The sequence below is a fragment of the Nonomuraea sp. LP-02 genome (genome assembly GCF_036289125.1).
Taxonomy (GTDB): domain Bacteria; phylum Actinomycetota; class Actinomycetes; order Streptosporangiales; family Streptosporangiaceae; genus Nonomuraea; species Nonomuraea bangladeshensis.
This window is the reverse complement of record NZ_JAXCLK010000001.1, coordinates 3,079,262-3,097,898: the sequence shown is the minus strand read 5'-3', so window position 1 is coordinate 3,097,898 and position 18,637 is coordinate 3,079,262. Positions and strand designations below refer to the sequence as shown.

General features: G+C 72.5%; 14 protein-coding genes and 1 pseudogene. 7 read left to right on the top strand and 8 right to left on the bottom strand.

The annotated features are described in order from the left end of the window. Positions 1 to 424 precede the first annotated feature (424 nt). Genes SMD20_RS14405 through SMD20_RS14395 form a run of 3 tightly spaced genes read left to right on the top strand, consistent with a single transcriptional unit; the run spans position 425 to position 2,320 of the window. Positions 425 to 814, top strand: a complete 390-nt coding sequence (locus tag SMD20_RS14405) for a TraR/DksA family transcriptional regulator (RefSeq protein WP_329580419.1) — start codon at positions 425 to 427, stop codon at positions 812 to 814. Then, on the top strand, positions 787 to 1,398 hold the full coding sequence (gene lspA, locus SMD20_RS14400; RefSeq protein WP_329592549.1) for a signal peptidase II: 612 nt from the start codon (positions 787 to 789) through the stop codon (positions 1,396 to 1,398). Before SMD20_RS14405 ends, lspA begins: the two co-directional genes overlap by 28 nt. Then, on the top strand, positions 1,391 to 2,320 hold the full coding sequence (locus SMD20_RS14395; protein ID WP_329580416.1) for an RluA family pseudouridine synthase: 930 nt from the start codon (positions 1,391 to 1,393) through the stop codon (positions 2,318 to 2,320). Before lspA ends, SMD20_RS14395 begins: the two co-directional genes overlap by 8 nt. Before the next feature lie 10 nt (positions 2,321 to 2,330). Here the strand turns inward: SMD20_RS14395 and SMD20_RS14390 are convergent, their stop codons facing one another. The 6 genes from SMD20_RS14390 to SMD20_RS14365 are packed head-to-tail and all read right to left on the bottom strand — an operon-like array spanning position 2,331 to position 9,400. Beyond that, complete coding sequence (locus tag SMD20_RS14390; RefSeq protein WP_329580414.1) at positions 2,331 to 3,809, bottom strand: serine/threonine-protein kinase; 1,479 nt, start codon at positions 3,807 to 3,809, stop codon at positions 2,331 to 2,333. A gap of 9 nt (positions 3,810 to 3,818) precedes the next feature. Beyond that, a complete protein-coding gene (locus tag SMD20_RS14385; RefSeq protein WP_329580411.1) occupies positions 3,819 to 4,130 on the bottom strand; it encodes an AzlD domain-containing protein in 312 nt (103 codons plus the stop codon). 7 nt (positions 4,131 to 4,137) lie between these two features. Further along, positions 4,138 to 4,803, bottom strand: a complete 666-nt coding sequence (locus SMD20_RS14380; protein WP_329580408.1) for an AzlC family ABC transporter permease — start codon at positions 4,801 to 4,803, stop codon at positions 4,138 to 4,140. A 10-nt stretch (positions 4,804 to 4,813) separates the two neighbouring features. Then, the gene (locus SMD20_RS14375) at positions 4,814 to 5,656 is read right to left on the bottom strand and encodes an AraC family transcriptional regulator (RefSeq protein WP_329580405.1); all 843 of its coding nucleotides are present in this window, start codon (positions 5,654 to 5,656) and stop codon (positions 4,814 to 4,816) included. Then, positions 5,653 to 7,575 carry a serine/threonine protein kinase gene (locus SMD20_RS14370; RefSeq protein ID WP_329580402.1) on the bottom strand — a complete coding sequence of 641 codons (1,923 nt, stop codon included), beginning with the start codon at positions 7,573 to 7,575 and terminating at the stop codon, positions 5,653 to 5,655. Before SMD20_RS14370 ends, SMD20_RS14375 begins: the two co-directional genes overlap by 4 nt. Before the next feature lie 10 nt (positions 7,576 to 7,585). Further along, the gene (locus SMD20_RS14365; RefSeq protein ID WP_329580399.1) at positions 7,586 to 9,400 is read right to left on the bottom strand and encodes a protein kinase domain-containing protein; all 1,815 of its coding nucleotides are present in this window, start codon (positions 9,398 to 9,400) and stop codon (positions 7,586 to 7,588) included. Positions 9,401 to 9,703: 303 nt separating this feature from the next. Here SMD20_RS14365 and SMD20_RS14360 point away from each other — a divergent pair. Both SMD20_RS14360 and SMD20_RS14355 read left to right on the top strand, forming a co-directional pair. Then, positions 9,704 to 10,135: pseudogene (locus tag SMD20_RS14360) on the top strand (chorismate mutase); the annotation flags it as partial. A gap of 303 nt (positions 10,136 to 10,438) precedes the next feature. Next, entirely contained in the window at positions 10,439 to 10,738 is a 300-nt protein-coding gene (locus SMD20_RS14355; protein ID WP_329592547.1) for a chorismate mutase, read from the top strand. Between the two features lie 6 nt (positions 10,739 to 10,744). Here SMD20_RS14355 and SMD20_RS14350 read toward each other — a convergent pair whose 3' ends face one another. Both SMD20_RS14350 and SMD20_RS14345 read right to left on the bottom strand, forming a co-directional pair. Continuing rightward, positions 10,745 to 11,770, bottom strand: coding sequence for an SGNH/GDSL hydrolase family protein (locus tag SMD20_RS14350; protein ID WP_329580397.1), 1,026 nt, complete (start codon positions 11,768 to 11,770; stop codon positions 10,745 to 10,747). A 231-nt stretch (positions 11,771 to 12,001) separates the two neighbouring features. Further along, positions 12,002 to 13,387 carry an amino acid permease gene (locus tag SMD20_RS14345; protein WP_329580394.1) on the bottom strand — a complete coding sequence of 462 codons (1,386 nt, stop codon included), beginning with the start codon at positions 13,385 to 13,387 and terminating at the stop codon, positions 12,002 to 12,004. Between the two features lie 208 nt (positions 13,388 to 13,595). On the opposite strand from SMD20_RS14345, the gene dnaE reads away from it, so the two are divergent. Continuing rightward, entirely contained in the window at positions 13,596 to 17,123 is a 3,528-nt protein-coding gene (dnaE, locus tag SMD20_RS14340; protein ID WP_329580391.1) for a DNA polymerase III subunit alpha, read from the top strand. A 117-nt stretch (positions 17,124 to 17,240) separates the two neighbouring features. Further along, the gene (locus SMD20_RS14335; RefSeq protein ID WP_329580388.1) at positions 17,241 to 18,611 is read left to right on the top strand and encodes an amidase; all 1,371 of its coding nucleotides are present in this window, start codon (positions 17,241 to 17,243) and stop codon (positions 18,609 to 18,611) included. Positions 18,612 to 18,637 lie beyond the last annotated feature (26 nt).

The window sequence follows — 18,637 nt, the reverse complement described above, 5'->3', positions numbered from 1 at the left end:
GAGCGTGAAGGGACGAAGCCGTGCGGCTCCGCGGTACCACCCTTCTTGACCCCGCCCTCGGGCGGAGCCCTCTTCTTTGGGTCTGCTGCCGGGTCTAATGAGCTCGCAGGCGAGCCGTTCTTCCGGCGGCTCCGGGGTGATATCCCTCACAGTCGGGGCCCCATCGACGCCTTGCAGGTCTTCAACAATAACGCAGAGCCGGGGCCGGAGCTTTCACGTTTCCGGGGGCGTCCGCGAAGGCCGGCGGGTACGCAACCCGTAAACACCGACAAAGTTGTGGGAATGGACGCCGCCGCGGAGGAGTTGAACGCGCGAGCCGGGATAGTACGGGGGAGGTAAACCGTGCGGCGGGTCGTTTGTCGTTCCGTTATCAGGATCCTAAGCTGCCCGCACCTTATGGCCTTGATCAGCAATGGAGGCAAGCATGGCGGCAGTCACGCAGACCGCTACACCGTCGATGTGGTCGAACAAGGAGCTGGCCGAGGTACGCGACAGCCTCCAGCAGGAGATCGACGAGCTCGAGGCGGACATCCTCCGGCACGAGAACGAGATAGCCTCTGGGGAGATCACTCAGGGAGCCGGCGACGACCAGGCGGACGCCGGCGCCAAGACGTACGAGCGCGAACGTGAGATCGCCCTTACCCTGAATGCGCGCGATCTGGTCGCGCAGAACGAACGTGCGATCGCCAGGATCGACGCAGGGACCTATGGAGTGTGCGAATCGTGCCACAAGCCGATCGGCAAGGAGCGCCTGCAGGCGTTCCCGAGGGCGACGCTGTGCGTGGCCTGCAAGCAGAAGGAGGAGCGCCGCTAGGCCGACCTCGGCGTCGCCGACTGTTCGCGCTCCTCGTCGTCCTGTCGGCCGTGATCTACACGGCCGACCTCATCACCAAGACGGTGGTGCTGCGAACGCTTGAGGGCCAGGCGCCGCTGGTCGTCATCCAGGACGTCCTGCAGTTCCGGGTGATCTTCAACTCCGGCGCCGCGTTCAGCATCGGCACCGGGATGACCTTCGTCTTCACGCTGATCGCCGCCGGTGTGGTCGTGGCGATCATCCGCACCGCGCGCAAGCTGGGCAGCCGGGCGTGGGCCGTCACCCTCGGCCTGCTGCTCGGCGGCGCCCTCGGCAACCTCACCGACCGGCTGCTGCGCTACCCGTCAGGGATCGGGCGGCCGACGCAGCTCCAGGGGCACGTGGTCGACTTCATCGAGGTGCTGCCCGGCCACTTCCCCGTCATCGACTACTTCCCTGTCTTCAACATCGCCGACTCCGCGATCGTCTGCGGCGGCATCCTGGCGGTGCTGCTGGCCTGGCGGAACGTACAGATCGACGGGACCAGGGAGAGCGACGGCGAGGCGAAGGCCGACGGCGGCAAGGAGGCGGGCGCGAGTGAGTGAGCAGCGCAGCCTGCCGGTGCCCGACGGCCTGGAGGGCGAGCGGCTCGACGCCGCGCTCTCGCGGCTGTTCGGCTTCTCCCGCACCCGGGCCGCCGACCTGATCGCGGGCGGCGACGTGCTGGTGGACGGCCGGCAGCCGGCCAAGTCGGACCGCGTGCAGGCGGGCTCGTGGCTGGAGGTCACGCTGCCGCCGCCGGTCACCACGCCCATGCCCGTGGCCGAGCCGGTGCCCGGCATGACCATCGTGTACGAGGACGACGACATCATCGTGGTCAACAAGCCCATCGGCGTGGCCGCCCACCCGACCGTCGGCTGGACCGGCCCCACGGTCATCGGCGGGCTGCTCGGCGCCGGGCACACCATCGCCACCAGCGGCGCCGCCGAGCGCCAGGGCATCGTGCACCGCCTCGACGCCAACACCACCGGGGCCATGGTCGTGGCCAAGAGCGAGCACGCCTACTCCCACCTCAAGCGCGCCTTCAAGGAGCGCACGGTCGACAAGCGCTACCACGCGCTGGTCCAGGGGCATCCCGACCCGTTCCGCGGCACGGTGGACGCGCCGATCGACCGCCACCCGTCGGGCGACGGCCGCTTCGCGGTGGTGGCCGGCGGCAAGCCGTCCGTCACCCACTACGACACGATCGAGGCGTTCCGGGCGGCTTCGCTGCTGGACATCAAGCTGGAGACCGGGCGCACCCACCAGATCCGGGTGCACATGTCCGCCCTGCGGCACCCGTGCGTCGGCGACCTGCTCTACGGCGCCGACCCCACGCTCGCCGCCCGCCTCGGGGTCACCCGGCAGTGGCTGCACGCGGTGGCGCTCGGGTTCGAGCACCCGTCCACGGGCGACTGGATGTCGTTCAGCACCGACTATCCGGCCGATCTGCAGAAGGCGCTCGACATCGTGCGCGAGGAGTCCTGAGGGCGCGCGGTCACTGCGAGCCCTCGATCACGCCGGACCTGTCCGTGTCGGACGGCTGGTCGTCCCCTCCGCCGGTGTCCCGCTTCTCGCCGCCCTTGTCGTCGCCTTTGTCGTCGCCACCGTTCTCGCCCTTGTCGCGCTTGTCGTCCTTCTTGTCGTCCTTGTCGTCCGCGGGGGCCGAGGTCCTGTCGGTGGTCTTCTTCTGGGTCGGGCGATCGCCGGTGGGGGAGGGCGTGGCGTCCGGTGACCGCTGGGGCACCGGCGCCTCGCCGCTCGGCCGGGACTGCGGCTCGGTGTCCGCCGGGCGGGACTCCTCCTTCTCGGCGGAGGGCCGTGCGGAGGACTCGGTGACGACGGCCGGCTGGGTGGACGACGGGCGTTCCGCGTCGGACGCGCGGCTCGACCACCAGGCCGCCCCGCCGGTGACGGCGGCCACCAGGACCACGCCTCCGGCGAGCGCCGCCAGCGCGAACCCGCGCCGCCGCCCCGGGCCACCGGCCGCCCCGCCCGCTGCTTCGACGCCCCCGTGGGCGGCCTGGGCGTCGGCGCCCGCCGCTCGCGTCTCCCCGGCCGTGCCGGCGTCCGCCGCGCCGCCGGCCAGACCGGCCGGGACCGTCCCCGCCACGGGGGCGGGCATGACCCTGGTGGCCGGCGCCGGGTCGGGGGAGGCGCCCATGACGATCGCGGTGAGCCGCCGTTCGGCGTCGTCCAGCGTCATGCGTTCGCCCGGGTTCTTGCGCAGCAGCCCGTCCAGCACCGGGGCGAGCGCGCCCGCGTGGGTCGCCGGCTCCGGCTCGGCGTGCATGACCGCGCCCAGCGTGGTCAGGGGGTTGGTGCGCTGGAAGGGGGAGTGGCCCTCGACGGCCTGGTAGAGCGTGACGCCTAACGACCACAGGTCCGACGCGGGCGAGGCACGCCCGCCCGCCGCCCGCTCGGGCGCGATGAAGGCGGGCGTCCCGATGAGGACGCCCGTACGGGTGACGGTGCTGTCGTCCTCGGTGGTGGCGATGCCGAAGTCGGTCAGCACGGCACGGCCGTCCTCGGCGAGCAGCACGTTGTCCGGTTTGACGTCGCGGTGCAGCACCCCGGCGGCGTGGGCGGCGCGCAGCGCCTGGAGCAGCTGCACGCCGATCTGCGCGGCGTCGTACGGGGACAGCGGCCCGTCCTCCCTGATCGCCTCGCCGAGCGTGCGGGAGCGTACGAGCTGCATGACGATCCAGGGGTGCCCGTTCTCCTCCAGGACGTCGTACACGGTGGCCACGCCCGGATGCGCCACCCGGCCGGCCGCCCTGGCCTCGCGGAAGGTGCGCCGGGAGAACACCTCGCGCTCCGGGCCGGTCAGGTCGGGCGGGGGCAGGACCTCCTTGACCGCCACGTCCCGGCCCAGCACCTCGTCATGCGCCTGCCAGACCTTCCCCATGCCGCCCTTGCCGATCGCCTTGAGCAGCCGATATCTCCCGCCGACCGTCACCGCCGCTGAATCGGACATGCATCGCGACTACCCCAGAAGCAGCCGGGCAAGCGCGGTCACCGCCGCCGCCGCGAACAGCACGGCGAGGAACGGCGCCCGCAGCAGCAGCGCGACCACCGCCGCGGCGAGCCCCGCCGTACGGGCCGGGTCGACGTGCAGCTCGCCCGCCTCGGTGAACGTCTGCACCGCGACCAGCGCGGCCAGCAGCGCCACCGGCACCAGCTCGGCGAACCTGCGTACCACGGGATGGTCCAGCACCCACCGCGGCGCGGCCAGCCCCGAGAGCTTCAGCGCGTAGCAGCCCGCGCACAGGGCGGCGATCGCCCACCACAAGGTCATCGCCGCCTCACCTCCGGATCAGGGCCGGCAGGACGGCCGCGGCCGACAGCAGCACCGGGACGCCCGGCGGCAGGAACGGCGTGGCGCACAGCGCGAGCGCCGCCGCGCCCGCCGCGAGCGCGCGCAGCTCGCGGCTCGCGCTCAGCCGGGGCCAGAGGATGGCGAGGAACGCGGCCGGGCCCACCACGTCCAGCCCGAACGCGCCGGGGTCGCCTAGGAACGCGGTGCCGTACGCGCCGGCGAGCGTCGTCAGGTTCCAGGCGATGTAGAGGCTGGCGAAGGTGACCGTGAAGCCCGTCCGCGCCGACTCCCTGTCGGGCTGGGCGAGCGCCACGGCCGCGGTCTCGTCGATCACGCCGTGCGCGGCCAGCAGCCGCCGGGGGCCGCGTACCCGGAGCAGGTCGGCGAGGCGCAGGCCGTACAGGGTGTTGCGGCCGCCGAGCAGCAGCGCGCCGGCGACGGCGGCCAGGGGGTCGCCGCCCGCGCCGACGGCCCCGGTCAGCGCGAACTGGGAGGCGCCCGTGAACGTCAGCAGGCTCAGCACGCACGCCTGCGGCACGCTCAGCCCCGCGGTGACGGCCGCGGCCCCGAAGGCGAGCCCGGACAGCCCCACGGCCAGGCCCACGCCCAGACCGTCCCGCACGGCGGCGGGACGATGTGTCGTTCCATCCATGGCCAGGAGGTTAGGTGCTGGGCGTTTCGTCCGTCTTGTACGTTCCTGCGGCACGTTGATAGGCGGCCGGCGGAACCCCCACGATGCGGCGGAAGTGCCGGGTGAGATGCGCCTGATCGGTGAACCCCACCTCGGCGGCCACCTGCGCCGGCCGTACGCCGTCCTCCAGCAGGCGGCGCGCGGTGCGTACGCGGAGCGAGGTCAGGTACGCGTGCGGCGGCAGCCCCGTCGCCTCCTTGAACGCCCGCAGCAGCCCGAACGGCCGCGCCCCCACCGCCGCGGCCAGCTCCTCCAGCGCGGGCGGGTCCACCAGGCTCTCGTGCAGCAGCTCCAGGGCCTCCCGCACGGCCCGGCCGCCCGCGGGCGACAGCGGCCGCACCGGGCGGGGCGCGGCGTGACGGGTCAGCAGCCGGGCGAACATCGTCCGGCTCAGCGTGGAGGCGGCCAGCGCGTCGCCCCGCTCGGCCGCCTGGTGAGCCCGGGCCAGCAGCGCCGCCACCGCCTCGTCCCGTACCACCTGGCGCGGGAAGTGCGGCGTCGCGTAGGGGGCGCGCAGCTCGGCCGCGATCGTGGTCAGCGCCTCGATCGACGGGTACAACATCCGGTACGACCAGCCCTCCGGCGTGCCCGCCTGGCCGGTGTGCACCGACTCGGGGTTGACCAGCACCAGCTCGCCCGCGCCCGCCCGGTGGGTGGTGCCCCGGTAGTCGAACTCCTCAACGCCCCTGACGATCACGCCGATGGCGTAGCCGTCGTGGACGTGGCGGGAGAAGCGGTGGGTGACGTAGCGGGCCTTGAGCAGGTCTGTCCCCGGCACCGCGGGGTGCCGCCAGAAATGGGCTAGCTCTTTCACGCCTGGTCTCTGCTCACGGGGGTCCGGGCCTTCACCGGGGACGGAAGGTCCTCACGAAGGCGTCGAAGTAGTGACGGTCGCGGGCCCAGCGGGAGTCGAGGGTCTCCCAGTAGAGGGCGAACGGGCGGCCGTCGGCGGTGTGGAAGCCGCGGTTGACGACGTGGATGAGGCTCCCGGAGCGGGTCCGGGTGAACTCCCAGTCGGCGGCCTCCCGTCCAAGGTACCTGACACCGGTGATGCCGATGCGGGTGTAGTCGCGGAACTCGCCCTTGGCGCGGATCTCCCGTTCGAGGCCCAGCCAGTGGGCCTTCGGGTCCTGCCACGGGATGTCGGGGACGGTCCACTCGACGATCAGGGCGCCGGGGGTGTCGGGGCCGGTGAGGCGGACGCTGTCCCTGTCGGGGTTCTTCTCGGCCCGCCAGCCCTTGGGGAGGCCGATGGTGAAGCCGCCCGCCGTGTTGGTGAGCGTACGCCAGCCCGCGGGGAGAGGGCGGGCCGTCGGGCTGGGGGAGGAAGTGACGGACGGCGTCGGCTCCGGGGTCGCCGACGGATCGGTCCCTGCTGGGTCGGTCCCTGCTGGATCGGTCCCTGTTCGGATCGGTCCCTGTCGGGCCAGTCGTCGTCGGGCCGATGGCCGTCGGGTCGGTCGCCGGCGGGTGGGCCGCCGGGGAGGACGTCACGGGGGAGGCCGAGCGGTCGTACAGCATCCAGCCCCCCACGCCGAGTGCGCCGAGCGCCGCCAGCGCGGCCACGACGGCCGCCACGACGGCCAGCGGCCCCCGGCCGCGCCGGGGCTGCCCCTCCGGCATCGTGACGTGCGGCCGGCCCGGCTCTTGCGTCGCATGCGGCCCGCCCGAGGAGGCGGGCACCTGCCCGAAGGAGTGGGGCACCTGCCCGACCGGGCCGGGAGGCTGCCCTGGGGGGCCGGGAAGCCGCCCGGCCCGGTCGGAGAACTGACCGGCAGGACCGGAGAACTGCCCGGCAGGGCCGGGATGCGACCCGGCAGGGTCGGAGAATTGACCGGCGGGGCCGGGAAGCTGCCCGGCAGGGTCGGAGAACTGACCGGCGGGGCCGGGGAAGGGCGCCGAGGGGGCCGGGAAGGGCATCGCGGGTGTGGTGTGGGCGGTGGCGATCTCGTGCAGCAGTCGCGCCGCCTCCCCGGCCGGCAGCCGGCCGGCCGGGTCCCGGTGCAGCAGCCCCATGACGACCGGCGCCAGCGCCCCCGCCCGGCGCGGCGGCTCGGGCTGGTCGCGCAGCACCGCCGCCACGGTCGCCGCCCACGACTCGCGTTTGAACGGCGGCTCGCCCTCGACCGCCGCGTACAGCGTCGCGCCCAGCGACCACAGGTCGGACTCCGGCCGCGCGGGCTCGCCGTTCAGCCGCTCCGGCGGCATGTACGCGGGCGTGCCCACCAGCCCGCCGGTCGCCGTCAGCCCCGCCTCGGCCTCCAGCGAGGCGATGCCGAAGTCGGTCAGCACCACCCGGCCGTCGTCGGCCAGCAGCACGTTCTCCGGTTTGACGTCACGGTGCAGCACCCCGGTGGCGTGCGCGGCCCGCAGCGCGTCCAGCACCCGGCCGCCGATCATCGCCACCTGGCCGACCGGCAGCGGCCCCTGCTCGCGCACCACCTGCGCGAGCGAGCGCGAGCGTACGAGCTGCATCACGATCCACGGCCGGCCGTCCTCCTCGACCACGTCGTGGACGACCACCACCGACGGGTGGTCCAGGCGGCCCGCCGCCCTCGCCTCCCTGATCGTGCGCCGGTTGAGCTCGGCCCGCCGCTCGTCGCCGACGCCGGCGTAGCGGACCTCCTTGATCGCGACGGTCCGGTCGAGCAGCTCGTCGTAGGCCCGCCAGACCACGCCCATGCCGCCCTCGCCGAGGGGTTCGAGTAGACGGTAGCGGTTGCTGACGCGCACGGCGGGAAGCCTACTTGGCCGGTTTGAACGACGCGCAGAACCCCTCGAAGAAGCGGTAGTCGTCCTTCCAGTGGCTGTTGAGCGTGTGCCAGTAGATGGCGTACGCCCGCCCGTTGTCGGTGACGAAGCCCCGGTTGCGGACCCGCGTCTTGCCGGTGTTGGTGTTCCAGGTGAAGTCCCAGTCGGCGGCGGACTTCTGGTAGTCGACGCGCTTGATGTCGAGCTTCTTGTAGCCGCCGAAGTTGTGCTTCAGCACCGGCTCCTGCTTCTTCCAGTCCTTGTACGGGTCCTTGCCCGGCTTGGCGGCCTCCTCGACCATGACGTACGCGTTGGACGCCGCCCCCGGCCCCTTGAACTTGACCTGCAGCCCGCTGCGGTCCCACACCTCCCAGCCGGGAGGCAGGCCGATGGTGAAGCCCATCTTCTTGTCCTTGTACCACTTCCAGCCCTTGGGCAGCGCGGCCTCGGCGGCCTTCGTCTCGCTCGGTGACGCGCTCGGTGACGCGCTCGGTGACGCGCTCGGCGAGGCCGTGTCGCTCGGTGTGGCGGAGGTGCTCGGCGACGGGCCGTCGGACGGCGTGCCCTCGCTCGCCGCCGGGGAGGACGGCGGGGACGCCGCCGTGGTCACGCCCGCCGTGGAGGCGCCGGCGTCGCCGGGGTCGTCGCCGGGGCCGGAACGCAGCCCGAGGTAGCCGGCCACGCCCGCGACGAGCAGGACCGCGAGCGCCGCCGCGATCACCGGGCCGGGCCGCTTCTGCTGCGACGGCGAGGCGGCGTCCATGGTGGACTCCGCGGGCGGCTTCGGACCGGCGGTCACCGGGGTGAGCCTGGCGCCCGTCTCGGGCGGCGTGCCGGCGGCGGGCAGCAGGTCGGGATCGGTGGGGGTGTCGTCCTCGGCGGGCGGCTTGGGCTGGTAGGGCTGCCTGCGCGGCCGGGCCGGCTTCGCGGACGACCTGGGCTCGCGCGGCGCGGAGGCAGGGAACTGCGTGGTGGCTGCGGGGCTCGCCTGCGCGATCGCCTCGCGCAGCATGCGCTCGGCCTCCTCGTACGTCAGCCGCTGCACCGGCTCCTTGGCCAGCAGCCCGGCGATCACGTCGGCCAGCGGGCCCGCGTGCGTGGCGGGGTCGGGCTCGTCGGTCAGCACGGCGTGCATGGTCGCCAGCGCCATGCCGCGCTCGTGCGGCGAGCGGCCCTCCACGGCCGTGTAGAGGGTGGCGCCCAGCGACCACAGGTCGGACTCGCGCCGCGCGGGCAGCCCCTTCAGCCGCTCGGGGGCGATGAACGCCGGCGTGCCCGCCAGGCCCGTCACCGTGAGCTGCGTCTCGGTCTCCAGCGTGGCGATGCCGAAGTCGGTGAGCACCACGCGGCCGTCGTCGGCCAGCAGCACGTTCTCGGGCTTGACGTCGCGGTGCAGCACGCCCGCCTCGTGCGCCCGGTGCAGCGCGTCGAGCACGGCGATGCCGATCTCGGCCACCCGCTTGGGCGGCAGCGGCCCCTCCTGCTTGATGACCGTCCCCAGTGAGCGCGACTGCACGAGCTGCATGACGATCCAGGGACGGTCGTCCTCCTCGATCACGTCGTGCACGACGATCACGTTGGGATGCTCGAACCTGGCCGCCGCCCTCGCCTCGCGCATCGTGCGCCGGTTCAGGAGCTGCACTTCCTCGCCCAGGGCGGCCGCGTAGCGGACCTCCTTGACGGCGACGGTGCGGTCGAGCAGCTCGTCGTGGGCTCGCCAGACGATGCCCATACCGCCCCGGCCGATGATCTCCTGCAGCTGGTAGCGGCCGGCGATGCGACGTCCTGCCTGCTTACGATCCGACATCAACGGCCTCAAACCCTCCCTCTCGGCCAAGAAATACTCCCATAGCGGGGGATCATCGGCGACTCACGCGAAGGACAGTCCGCCATACGAGAAGGGCCGTCCAGCAGGTGAGAACAGGGTGTAGGCTGCTCGCATGACTTGTCGCCAGGTGTTTACCGGGCCGGCTCCGGGAGGGCCGGTCGGCAGCTAGCGACCACCTGGAGCCGGCACGAGGCAGAGACGCACCCGTCTCTGCCTTTTTGTATCCCCGCCAGCTCCTGTCCGCATGGCGTGTGGGCCGGCCTGTGCAGAGAGGGTTCGGTCATGTCGTCGACCTTGGAACGGCACGCGGTGGCCGTCGGTGAACTGCTGGTGGGCGAGGGGCCCGCCGTGGTGATCGGGGACCGGGTGAGCCTGCGGGCCCATCCGGCGGAGGCGGACGCGTACGAGGTGCTGCGGGAGGCCCGCGGGCTGCCGGGCGCGCTCGTCGAAGGCGTTCCTGAGGGCGCGACCGCCCATGAGGGGGCCGCGCCCGTGCTCGCCGAGCCGCGCACCGCCGCCGACCTGCCGGCCGTCGCCTCGCTCGCGGACGCGGTCATGGTGGGTGCGGCGTGGACGCGCGACATCCCGCTCGTGCGGGCGGCGGCGGAGCTCGGGCTGCCGGTCGTCGTCGAGCGGCGGGCGGGCGCGTCGCTGGGGGAATGGCTCGGGCTGGCGGACTACTGCGCCCTGGAGGGCGACGGGCGGGTGATCCTCTGCGAACGCGGCCCGCTCGACCTCGGGCTGCTGCGGGCGGCCCGTGCGGTGTCGGGACGGCCGGTGCTGGCCGACGTCTCGGCCGACCCCGGCCTGTCCCCGGCCGCCGTCGCCGCCGGCGCCGACGGCCTCATCGTCTACGCCCCCGCCCACCTCCGCCTCGCCCCGGCCCTCCCGTACGGGACGCCGCCCCTTCCGCGCGGTGGCGCCGTACGGCGGGGGACTGCTTCGCGCGGTGGCGCGCCGGACGCGAAGGCGGAGGCGCTGGCGGCGTGGCGGGCGGCCGAGGAGGCCGTGACCGTCGTGGGGGCGTTGCTGCGGCCCGAGTCGCCCGCGACGATCCCCGAGTGCCGGGCCGCCATCGACCGCGTGGACGCCGCCCTGGCCACCCTCCTCGAACGGCGTGCCGCCCTCGCGGGCACCGTCCAGCGCCTCAAGCCCGTCGGCGGGTTCGCCGGGCGCGACCTGGCCAGGGAACGCGCCCTGGTGGCCCGCATGGCCCTGCGCGCCCCGTCACTCGGCGAGGCCCGGCTGGCCCCCGTCATGAACGCCGTCATCGAGGCCGGACTCCACCTGGCCGAGGAACGCGGCCACCACCGCTGACCCCCGTCAGGGGCCGGCGGTGAGGCGGTAGTTGTTGAGCGGGCGGCCCGGGCCGGCGGCGATCTGTTCGGTGATCAGCTCGGCGAAGCGCCGGTAACCCTCGCCCGTCGGGTGGTAGCTGCGGGCGTTGACGTTGATCGGGTCCATGTCCAGCGCCAGCCCGTTCAGGTAAGGCTGCTGCCGCCCCACCTCGTGCCCCGTGAAGGCCTCGTAGGCGTCCACGTACTCGGCGCTGCCCGGCCCGCCGAACGCCGCGATGGCCCGGTCGAAGTCACGCACCACGGACCCGACCGTGTCGTTGAGCCGCCGGGCCACGCCGTTGATCCACCGCTGGTCGTCGGCGCTCAGGTTGTCGACGGAGGCCACCGGGTCCTGCGGGAACGGCCGGGGGTAGCCGAGGACGACGATCCGCGCCTCGGGCGCGCGGCCGCGCAGCTCGCGCAGGACCTTGAGCATGTCGGCGCGCAGTTGCTCGATGCGGCGGCCGACGGCGGCGTCCTGGTCGACGCAGGCCGACGACCAGGGCAGTTTGGCGATGCAGGCGGTCAGGACCTTGGAGAAGCCCGCGTCGTTGCCGCCGATGCTCAGCGTGATCAGGCTCGCCTCCGGGCCGACCCGGCTGATCTGCGGGGGGTGGCCCCACTGGCCGGTGAGGAGCTGGCCGGTCGTGGCGCCGCTGCAGGCGTAGAAGGCGGTGCCGCCGGCGAAACGGTAGGTCTCGGCGATCACGGGGACGTACGAGCCGCCGGCCCGGTGGCAGCGGTCGGCGCCGTCGTTGACCGGCTCGGTGTCCTGGTCGTAGACGCCTTCGCCGGAGGAGTAGGAGTCGCCGAGGCCGACGTACGCGCCGCTCTGCGCCGCCTGGAGCGGCGTGAGGCGGATCCGTTCGGGGAGCCGGCCGGCCGGCGCGGTCAGGTCCGGGCAGCCGAGGCCGAGGACGGCACAGGCCACTTTCGGCACCACGCCGAGCGGCAGGCAGGCGGCCGCGAGGACGACACCCAGGACGACCGCGGCGACGACCCGCCCCGGCACTCCCCGCCACCGCGACCGCCCCGCGCCCCGCTCCGATGACGGCGGGCGCGAGGACGGCGGCACGGGTGCGGGGACGGGCTCAGTGAGGGTGGGTTCTGTGAGGGTGGGTTCTGTGAGGATGGGCTCTGTGAGGGTGGGCGAGGCGGGCTCGGTCGCCCGGTGGGCGAGATCGGGCTCGGTCGTGTCCAGTGCGGCCTCCCCCCGGACGGCGGACTTCGTGCCGCATCGAGACTAACCCGTCTCCGGCCGCCCTTCGCGAGCCGCGAGGGCCCGCGCGGGCGCGTCACGCCGCCTGCGCACCAGCAGCCACCCCACGGCGATGGCCGCGACCAGCGCCGGGATGAGGAAGAACGCCACCCGCTGATCGCGGTCGGCGAACGGCATCAGCAGCACCACCAGCGCCAGGAACGCCAGCGTCAGCCAGTTGGTGACGGGCGAGCCCGGCATGGGGAACGCCGAGCGGTGCCCCGCCCGCCGCAGCCGCAGCTGGCAGTAGACGAGCACCCCCCAGGTGGTGACCACGCCGAGCGAGGCGCCCGCCGTGGCGATGTTGAACGCCCGCTCCGGCAGGAAGTAGAACAGCACGACCCCGCCGAGGAACGTGAGCGCCGTGAACACGATGCCCCCGACGGGCACGTGCCGCCTGCTCAGCGCGACGGCGAACCCCGGCGCCTCGCCCTTCCTGGCCATCGACCGCAGGATGCGCCCGGTCGCGTACAGGCCGGAGTTGCACGAGGACATGGCCGCCGTGATGACGACGAGGTTCATGGCGTCGGCCGCCCACGGCACGCCGAGCCCGGAGAAGACGGTCACGAACGGCGACACCCCCGCCCGGTAGGCCGTCCACGGCAGCACCATCGCCAGCAGCAGCACCGATCCCACGTAGAAGACCGCGATGCGCCACACCACGCCGTTGACGGCCTTCGGCATCACCTCGCGGGGCCGCGCCGTCTCGCCCGCCGCGATGCCGACCAGCTCGATCGAGGCGTACGCGAACACCACCGACTGCAGGCTCATCAGCACCATGGGCAGCCCGGTCGGCGTGAACCCGCCGTGCGCGACCAGGTTGGCCGGCCCGGCGCCGCCGACCGAGAAGACCACCAGCACCAGCCCCACGACGAGGAAGACGGTGATCGCCAGCACCTTCAGCAGCGCGAACCAGAACTCCAGCTCGCCGAACAGCCGCACCGACAGCAGGTTGACCACGAGGACGAAGCCGAGCGCGATCAGCGCCGTCAGCGCCTGGGGGAAGGCGGGCGCCCAGTAGTGGATGTACGCGGCGATGGCGGTCAGCTCGGCGATGCCGGTGAACGCCCAGTTGACCCAGTACATCCACCCGCTGGCGAAGGCCGCCCACGGGCCGATGAACTCGCCGGCGTACTCGACGAACGACCCCGACGTGGGCCGGTAGAGCACGAGCTCGCCGAGCGCCCGCATGACGAAGAAGGCGGCGAGGCCGGCCGCGGCGTACGACAGCACCAGCGCGGGCCCGGTGGCCTGCAGCCGGCCGCCCGCGCCGAGGAACAGCCCCACCCCGATCGCCCCGCCGATCGCGATCATCTGGACCTGCCGGTTGCCCAGCGCGTGCGAGTAACCCTCGTCGGTCTGCGTGCGCACTCCGCGTCCTTCCCGCTACGTTCCGTGGTCACGACGATATCGGCGCCGCTGACCGCGCGAGCCCCCGGCGCGCCGTCCGCGACCCCGTCCGGAACGGCGCCCGGCGATCGTCGCGGGGCGGCTCCAGGATGTCGGTGCGGGCCACTAGAGTCGGACCACCGCCATCGTCCGGCGGGCACCGTCAGGCAGACCCGGGAGGCGCCGCTCCATGTCGTCCAGCGACTCGTTCGTCCATCTGCACGTGCACACCGAATACTCGATGCTGGACGGCGCCGCCCGGCTGAAGCAGATGTTCAAACAGGTCGGCGACCTCGGCATGCCGGCGATCGCCATCACCGACCACGGCAACATGCACGGCGCCTACGACTTCTACAAGCAGGCCACCGGCGCCGGCATCAAGCCGATCATCGGCATCGAGGCGTACGTCGCGCCGGAGCTGCGCCACAACAAGCGCCCGGTGCTGTGGGGCGAGCCGCACCAGAAGAGGGACGACGTCTCGGCGGGCGGCTACTACACCCACATGACGATCTGGGCCCGCAACAAGACGGGCCTGCACAACCTGATGAAGCTCAGCTCGCGCGCCTTCACCGAGGGGTTCGTGCGCAAGTGGGCCCGCATGGACGCCGAGATCCTCGCCGAGCACTCCGAGGGCCTCATGGCCACCACCGGCTGCCCCTCCGGCGAGGTGCAGACCCGGCTGCGTCTCGGCCAGTACGACGAGGCGCTCAAGGCCGCCGCGAAATACCAGGACATCTTCGGCAAGGACAACTTCTTCCTGGAGATCATGGACCACGGCCTCGACATCGAGCGCCGCGTCCGCGACGGGCTGACCCGCATCAGCAAGGAGCTGGGCATCCCGCCCCTCGTCACCAACGACTCCCACTACACCTACGAGTCCGACGCCGCCTCCCACGACGCCCTCCTGTGCATCCAGACCGGCAAGCAGCTGTCCGACCCCGACCGCTTCCGCTTCGACGGCACCGGCTACTACATCAAGACCGCCGACGAGATGCGCGCCGTCGACTCCTCCGACCTGTGGGCCGAGGGCTGCCGCAACACCCTGCTGGTGGCGGAGAAGGTCGATCCCGAGGGGTTCTTCACTTACAAGAACCTCATGCCGACCTTCCCCATCCCCGAGGGGATGACCGAGGAGGGGTTCTTCCGGCAGGAGGTCTGGAAGGGCCTGGAGCGCCGCTTCCCCGAGGGCATCGACGACGAGCACCGCGAGTGGGCCGAGAACGAGCTGCGGGTCATCGTCCAGATGGGCTTCCCCAGCTACTTCCTCGTGGTCGCCGACTTCATCATGTGGGCCAAGAACAACGGCATCCGCGTCGGCCCGGGGCGTGGCTCGGCGGCCGGCTCGCTGGTGGCGTACGCGCTGGGCATCACCGACCTCGACCCGATCCCGCACGGCCTGATCTTCGAGCGCTTCCTCAACCCCGAGCGCGTGTCCATGCCCGACGTCGACATCGACTTCGACGAGCGCAGGCGCGGCGACGTGATCCGCTACGTCACCGAGAAGTGGGGCGCCGACAAGGTCGCCATGATCGCCACGTTCGGCACCATCAAGGCCAAGGCCGCCGTCAAGGACGCCGGCCGCGTCCTCGGCTACCCCTACGCGCTGGGCGACAAGGTCTCCAAGGCGTTCCCGCCCGCCGTCATGGGCAAGGACATCCCGCTGTCGGGCATCTTCGACAAGGACCACCCCCGCTTCGCCGAGGCCGGCGAGCTGCGCAAGCTCTACGAGGAGGACGTCGACGTCAAGTCGACGATCGACCTCGGGCGCGGCCTGGAGGGCCTGATCCGGCAGACCGGCGTGCACGCCGCCGGCGTGATCATGTCCGCCGAGGTGCTGACCGACCACATCCCGATCATGCGCCGCGACTCCGACGGCGCCATCATCACGCAGTTCGACTATCCGACCTGCGAGACGCTCGGCCTGCTGAAGATGGACTTCCTGGGCCTGCGCAACCTCACGATCATCGACGACTGCCTCAAGATGATCGAGGGCACCAGCGGCGAGAAGATCGACTTGCTCAAGCTGCCGCTCGACGACCGCAAGTCCTACGAGCTGCTGGCCCGGGGCGACACGCTCGGCATCTTCCAGCTCGACGGCGGCGGCATGCGCACCCTGCTGCGGCTGATGAAGCCCGACAACTTCGAGGACATCTCCGCCGCCCTCGCGCTCTACCGCCCCGGCCCGATGGGCGCCAACTCCCACACCAACTACGCGCTGCGCAAGAACGGCGCGCAGGAGATCACCCCGATCCATCCCGAGCTGGAGGAGCCGCTCGCGGAGATCCTGTCCACGACCTACGGCCTGATCGTCTATCAGGAGCAGGTCATGGCCATCGCCCAGAAGGTCGCCAACTACTCGCTGGGCGGCGCCGACCTGCTGCGCCGCGCGATGGGCAAGAAGAAGAAGTCCGAGCTGGACAAACAGTTCGTGACCTTCGAGGCCGGCATGAAGGACAACGGCTTCTCCGACGCCGCGGTCAAGGCCCTGTGGGACATCCTGCTGCCCTTCTCCGACTACGCCTTCAACAAGGCCCACACCGCCGGCTACGGCCTGGTCTCCTACTGGACCGCCTACCTCAAGGCCAACCACCCGGCCGCCTACATGGCCGCGCTGCTGTCGTCGGTCAAGGACGACAAGGACAAGTCGGCGCTCTACCTCAACGAGTGCCGCCGCATGGGCATCAAGGTGTTCCCGCCGGACGTCAACGACTCCGACTTCGACTTCACCCCGCGCGGCACCGACATCCGCTTCGGCCTGTCGGCCATCCGCAACGTCGGCGCCAACGTCGTCGACGGCATCATCGCCGCGCGCAAGGAGAAGGGCCGCTTCGCCGACTTCAAGGACTTCCTGCGCAAGGTGCCCGCGCTGGTGTGCAACAAGCGCGTCATCGAGTCGCTGATCAAGGCCGGCGCGTTCGACTCGCTCGGGCACGTCCGCAAGGGCCTGGTCATGGTGCACGAGCAGGCCGTCGACGCGATCATCGACATCAAGAAGAACGAGGCCATCGGCCAGGACTCCCTGTTCGGCGCGATCGACGGCGGCGAGGACCAGACGTTCGACGTGCAGATCCCGCCGGGCGAGTGGGACAAGACGACGCTGCTGCAGTTCGAGCGGGAGATGCTGGGCCTCTACGTCTCCGACCACCCGCTGTTCGGCGTCGAGCACATCCTGGCGGCCGGGGCCGACTGCTCGATCGCGGCCCTGCAGGACGACAGCCGGCCCGACGGGCAGATCGTGACGGTGGGCGGCATCCTCAGCGGGGTGCAGCGCAAGGTCACCAAGAAGGGCGACACCTGGGTGCTGACCCAGCTGGAGGACCTCGAAGGCGCCATCGAGGTGATGATCTTCCCGTCGGCCTACCAGCTCTGCTCGACGATCCTGGCCGAGGACGCGATCGTGTTCGTCAAGGGGCGCATCGACAAGCGGGAGGACATCGGCAAGATCATCGCGATGGAGGTGACCGCGCCCGACCTCACCCAGGAGGCCGGCGGGCCGCTGCTGGTGAGCCTGCCGCTGACCCGCTGCACGCCTCCCGTGGTGAGCCGGCTGAAGGAGATCCTCACCACGCATCCGGGCACGTCGGAGGTGCACCTCCAGGTCCACAACGGGCCGCGGACGACGGTGATGCGGGTCGACGACCGGCTGCGCGTCACCCCGTCGCCGGCCCTGATGGGCGACCTCAAACAACTCCTCGGCCCAGCCTGCCTCGGCGCCTGACCCCCGGTCCCGGCTGGGTACGCGCGGTCGCGGTGCCTGATCTTCACAGGGGGGCGGGGTGGCGATCGGCAACCCTCGCCGTCGCCCGCCCGCACCCCGTGGGGCAGGATCGTCAGGGTGAGCGAACTGCACTACCTCAGCGCGACCGAGCTGGCCGGACTGATCAGGACCAGGCAGGTGAGCGCCGTCGAGGCGGTCCGGGCCTGCCTCGACCGCATCGACCAGGTCAACCCGCACGTCAACGCCGTCGTCACGCTGGCCGCCGAGCAGGCGCTCGACGCGGCGAAGGCGGCCGACGCCCGCGAGCCGGACGGCCCGCTGCACGGAGTGCCCGTCGCGCACAAGGACCTCGTCGACACCGCCGGCATCCGCACCACGTACGGCTCGCCGGTCTACGCCGACCACGTCCCCGACCGGGACGAGCTGATCGTCGAGCGGCTGCGCGCGGCCGGCGCGATCAGCATCGGCAAGACCAACACGCCCGAGTTCGGCACCGGCTCCCACACGGTCAACGAGGTGTTCGGCGCGACCAGGAACCCCTACGACCTGTCGAGGTCGGCGGGCGGCAGCAGCGGCGGGGCGGCCGTGGCGCTCGCCACCGGCATGGTGCCGCTGGCCGACGGCTCCGACATGGGCGGCTCACTGCGCAACCCGGCCTCGTTCTGCAACGTGGTGGGGCTGCGGCCCACCCCCGGCCGCGTCCCGGTGGTCTCCGACGTCAACGCCTGGTACACGCTGTCGGTCCTCGGGCCGATGGCCCGCACGGTCGAGGACGTCACGCTGATGCTGGGCGCGATCGCCGGGTTCGACCGGCGCTCGCCGTACGCGATCAAGGAGTTCTTCGCGCCCGAGCCGGAGGAGGGCGTGCGGGGGATGCGCGTGGCGTGGAGCCCCGACCTCGGCGGGCTGCCCGTCGACCCGCGTACGGCGGCGGTCACCGCGACCGCGCCGGCCGTGTTCGAGCGGCTCGGGGCGCGGGTGGAGCAGGTCGAGCTCGACCTGTCGGACGCCGAGGACGCCTTCCGCACCTACCGGGCCTGGAACTACGCGCTGTCCTTCGGCGACCTCGACCGCCTCGGCCCCAACACGGCCTGGAACGTCGAGCAGGGCCGCCGGGTCACCGGCGCCGACCTGGCGCGGGCCGAGCGCGCGCGCAGCCGCCTCTACCAGCGCATGGCGGCTTTCTTCGACGTCTACGACGTGCTGATCGCGCCGGTCAGCCAGGTGCCGCCGTTCCCGGTCGAGCACCCGTACGTCGGCGAGATCAACGGGCAGGAGCTGCCGGACTACCTGGCGTGGATGCGCTCGGCGTACTGGATCAGTGTGCTGCACGCGCCGGCCGCGTCGGTGCCGGCCGGGTTCACGCCGGAGGGGCTGCCGGTGGGGGTGCAGATCGTGGGCGCGCCGTTCGCCGACGCGCGGGTGCTGCGCGTGGCGCGCGCCTTCGAGCAGGCGACCGGTCACGGCCTGCGCCGCCCGCTCCTCTGACCCCCGCCACCGATCCGCGTCACGGG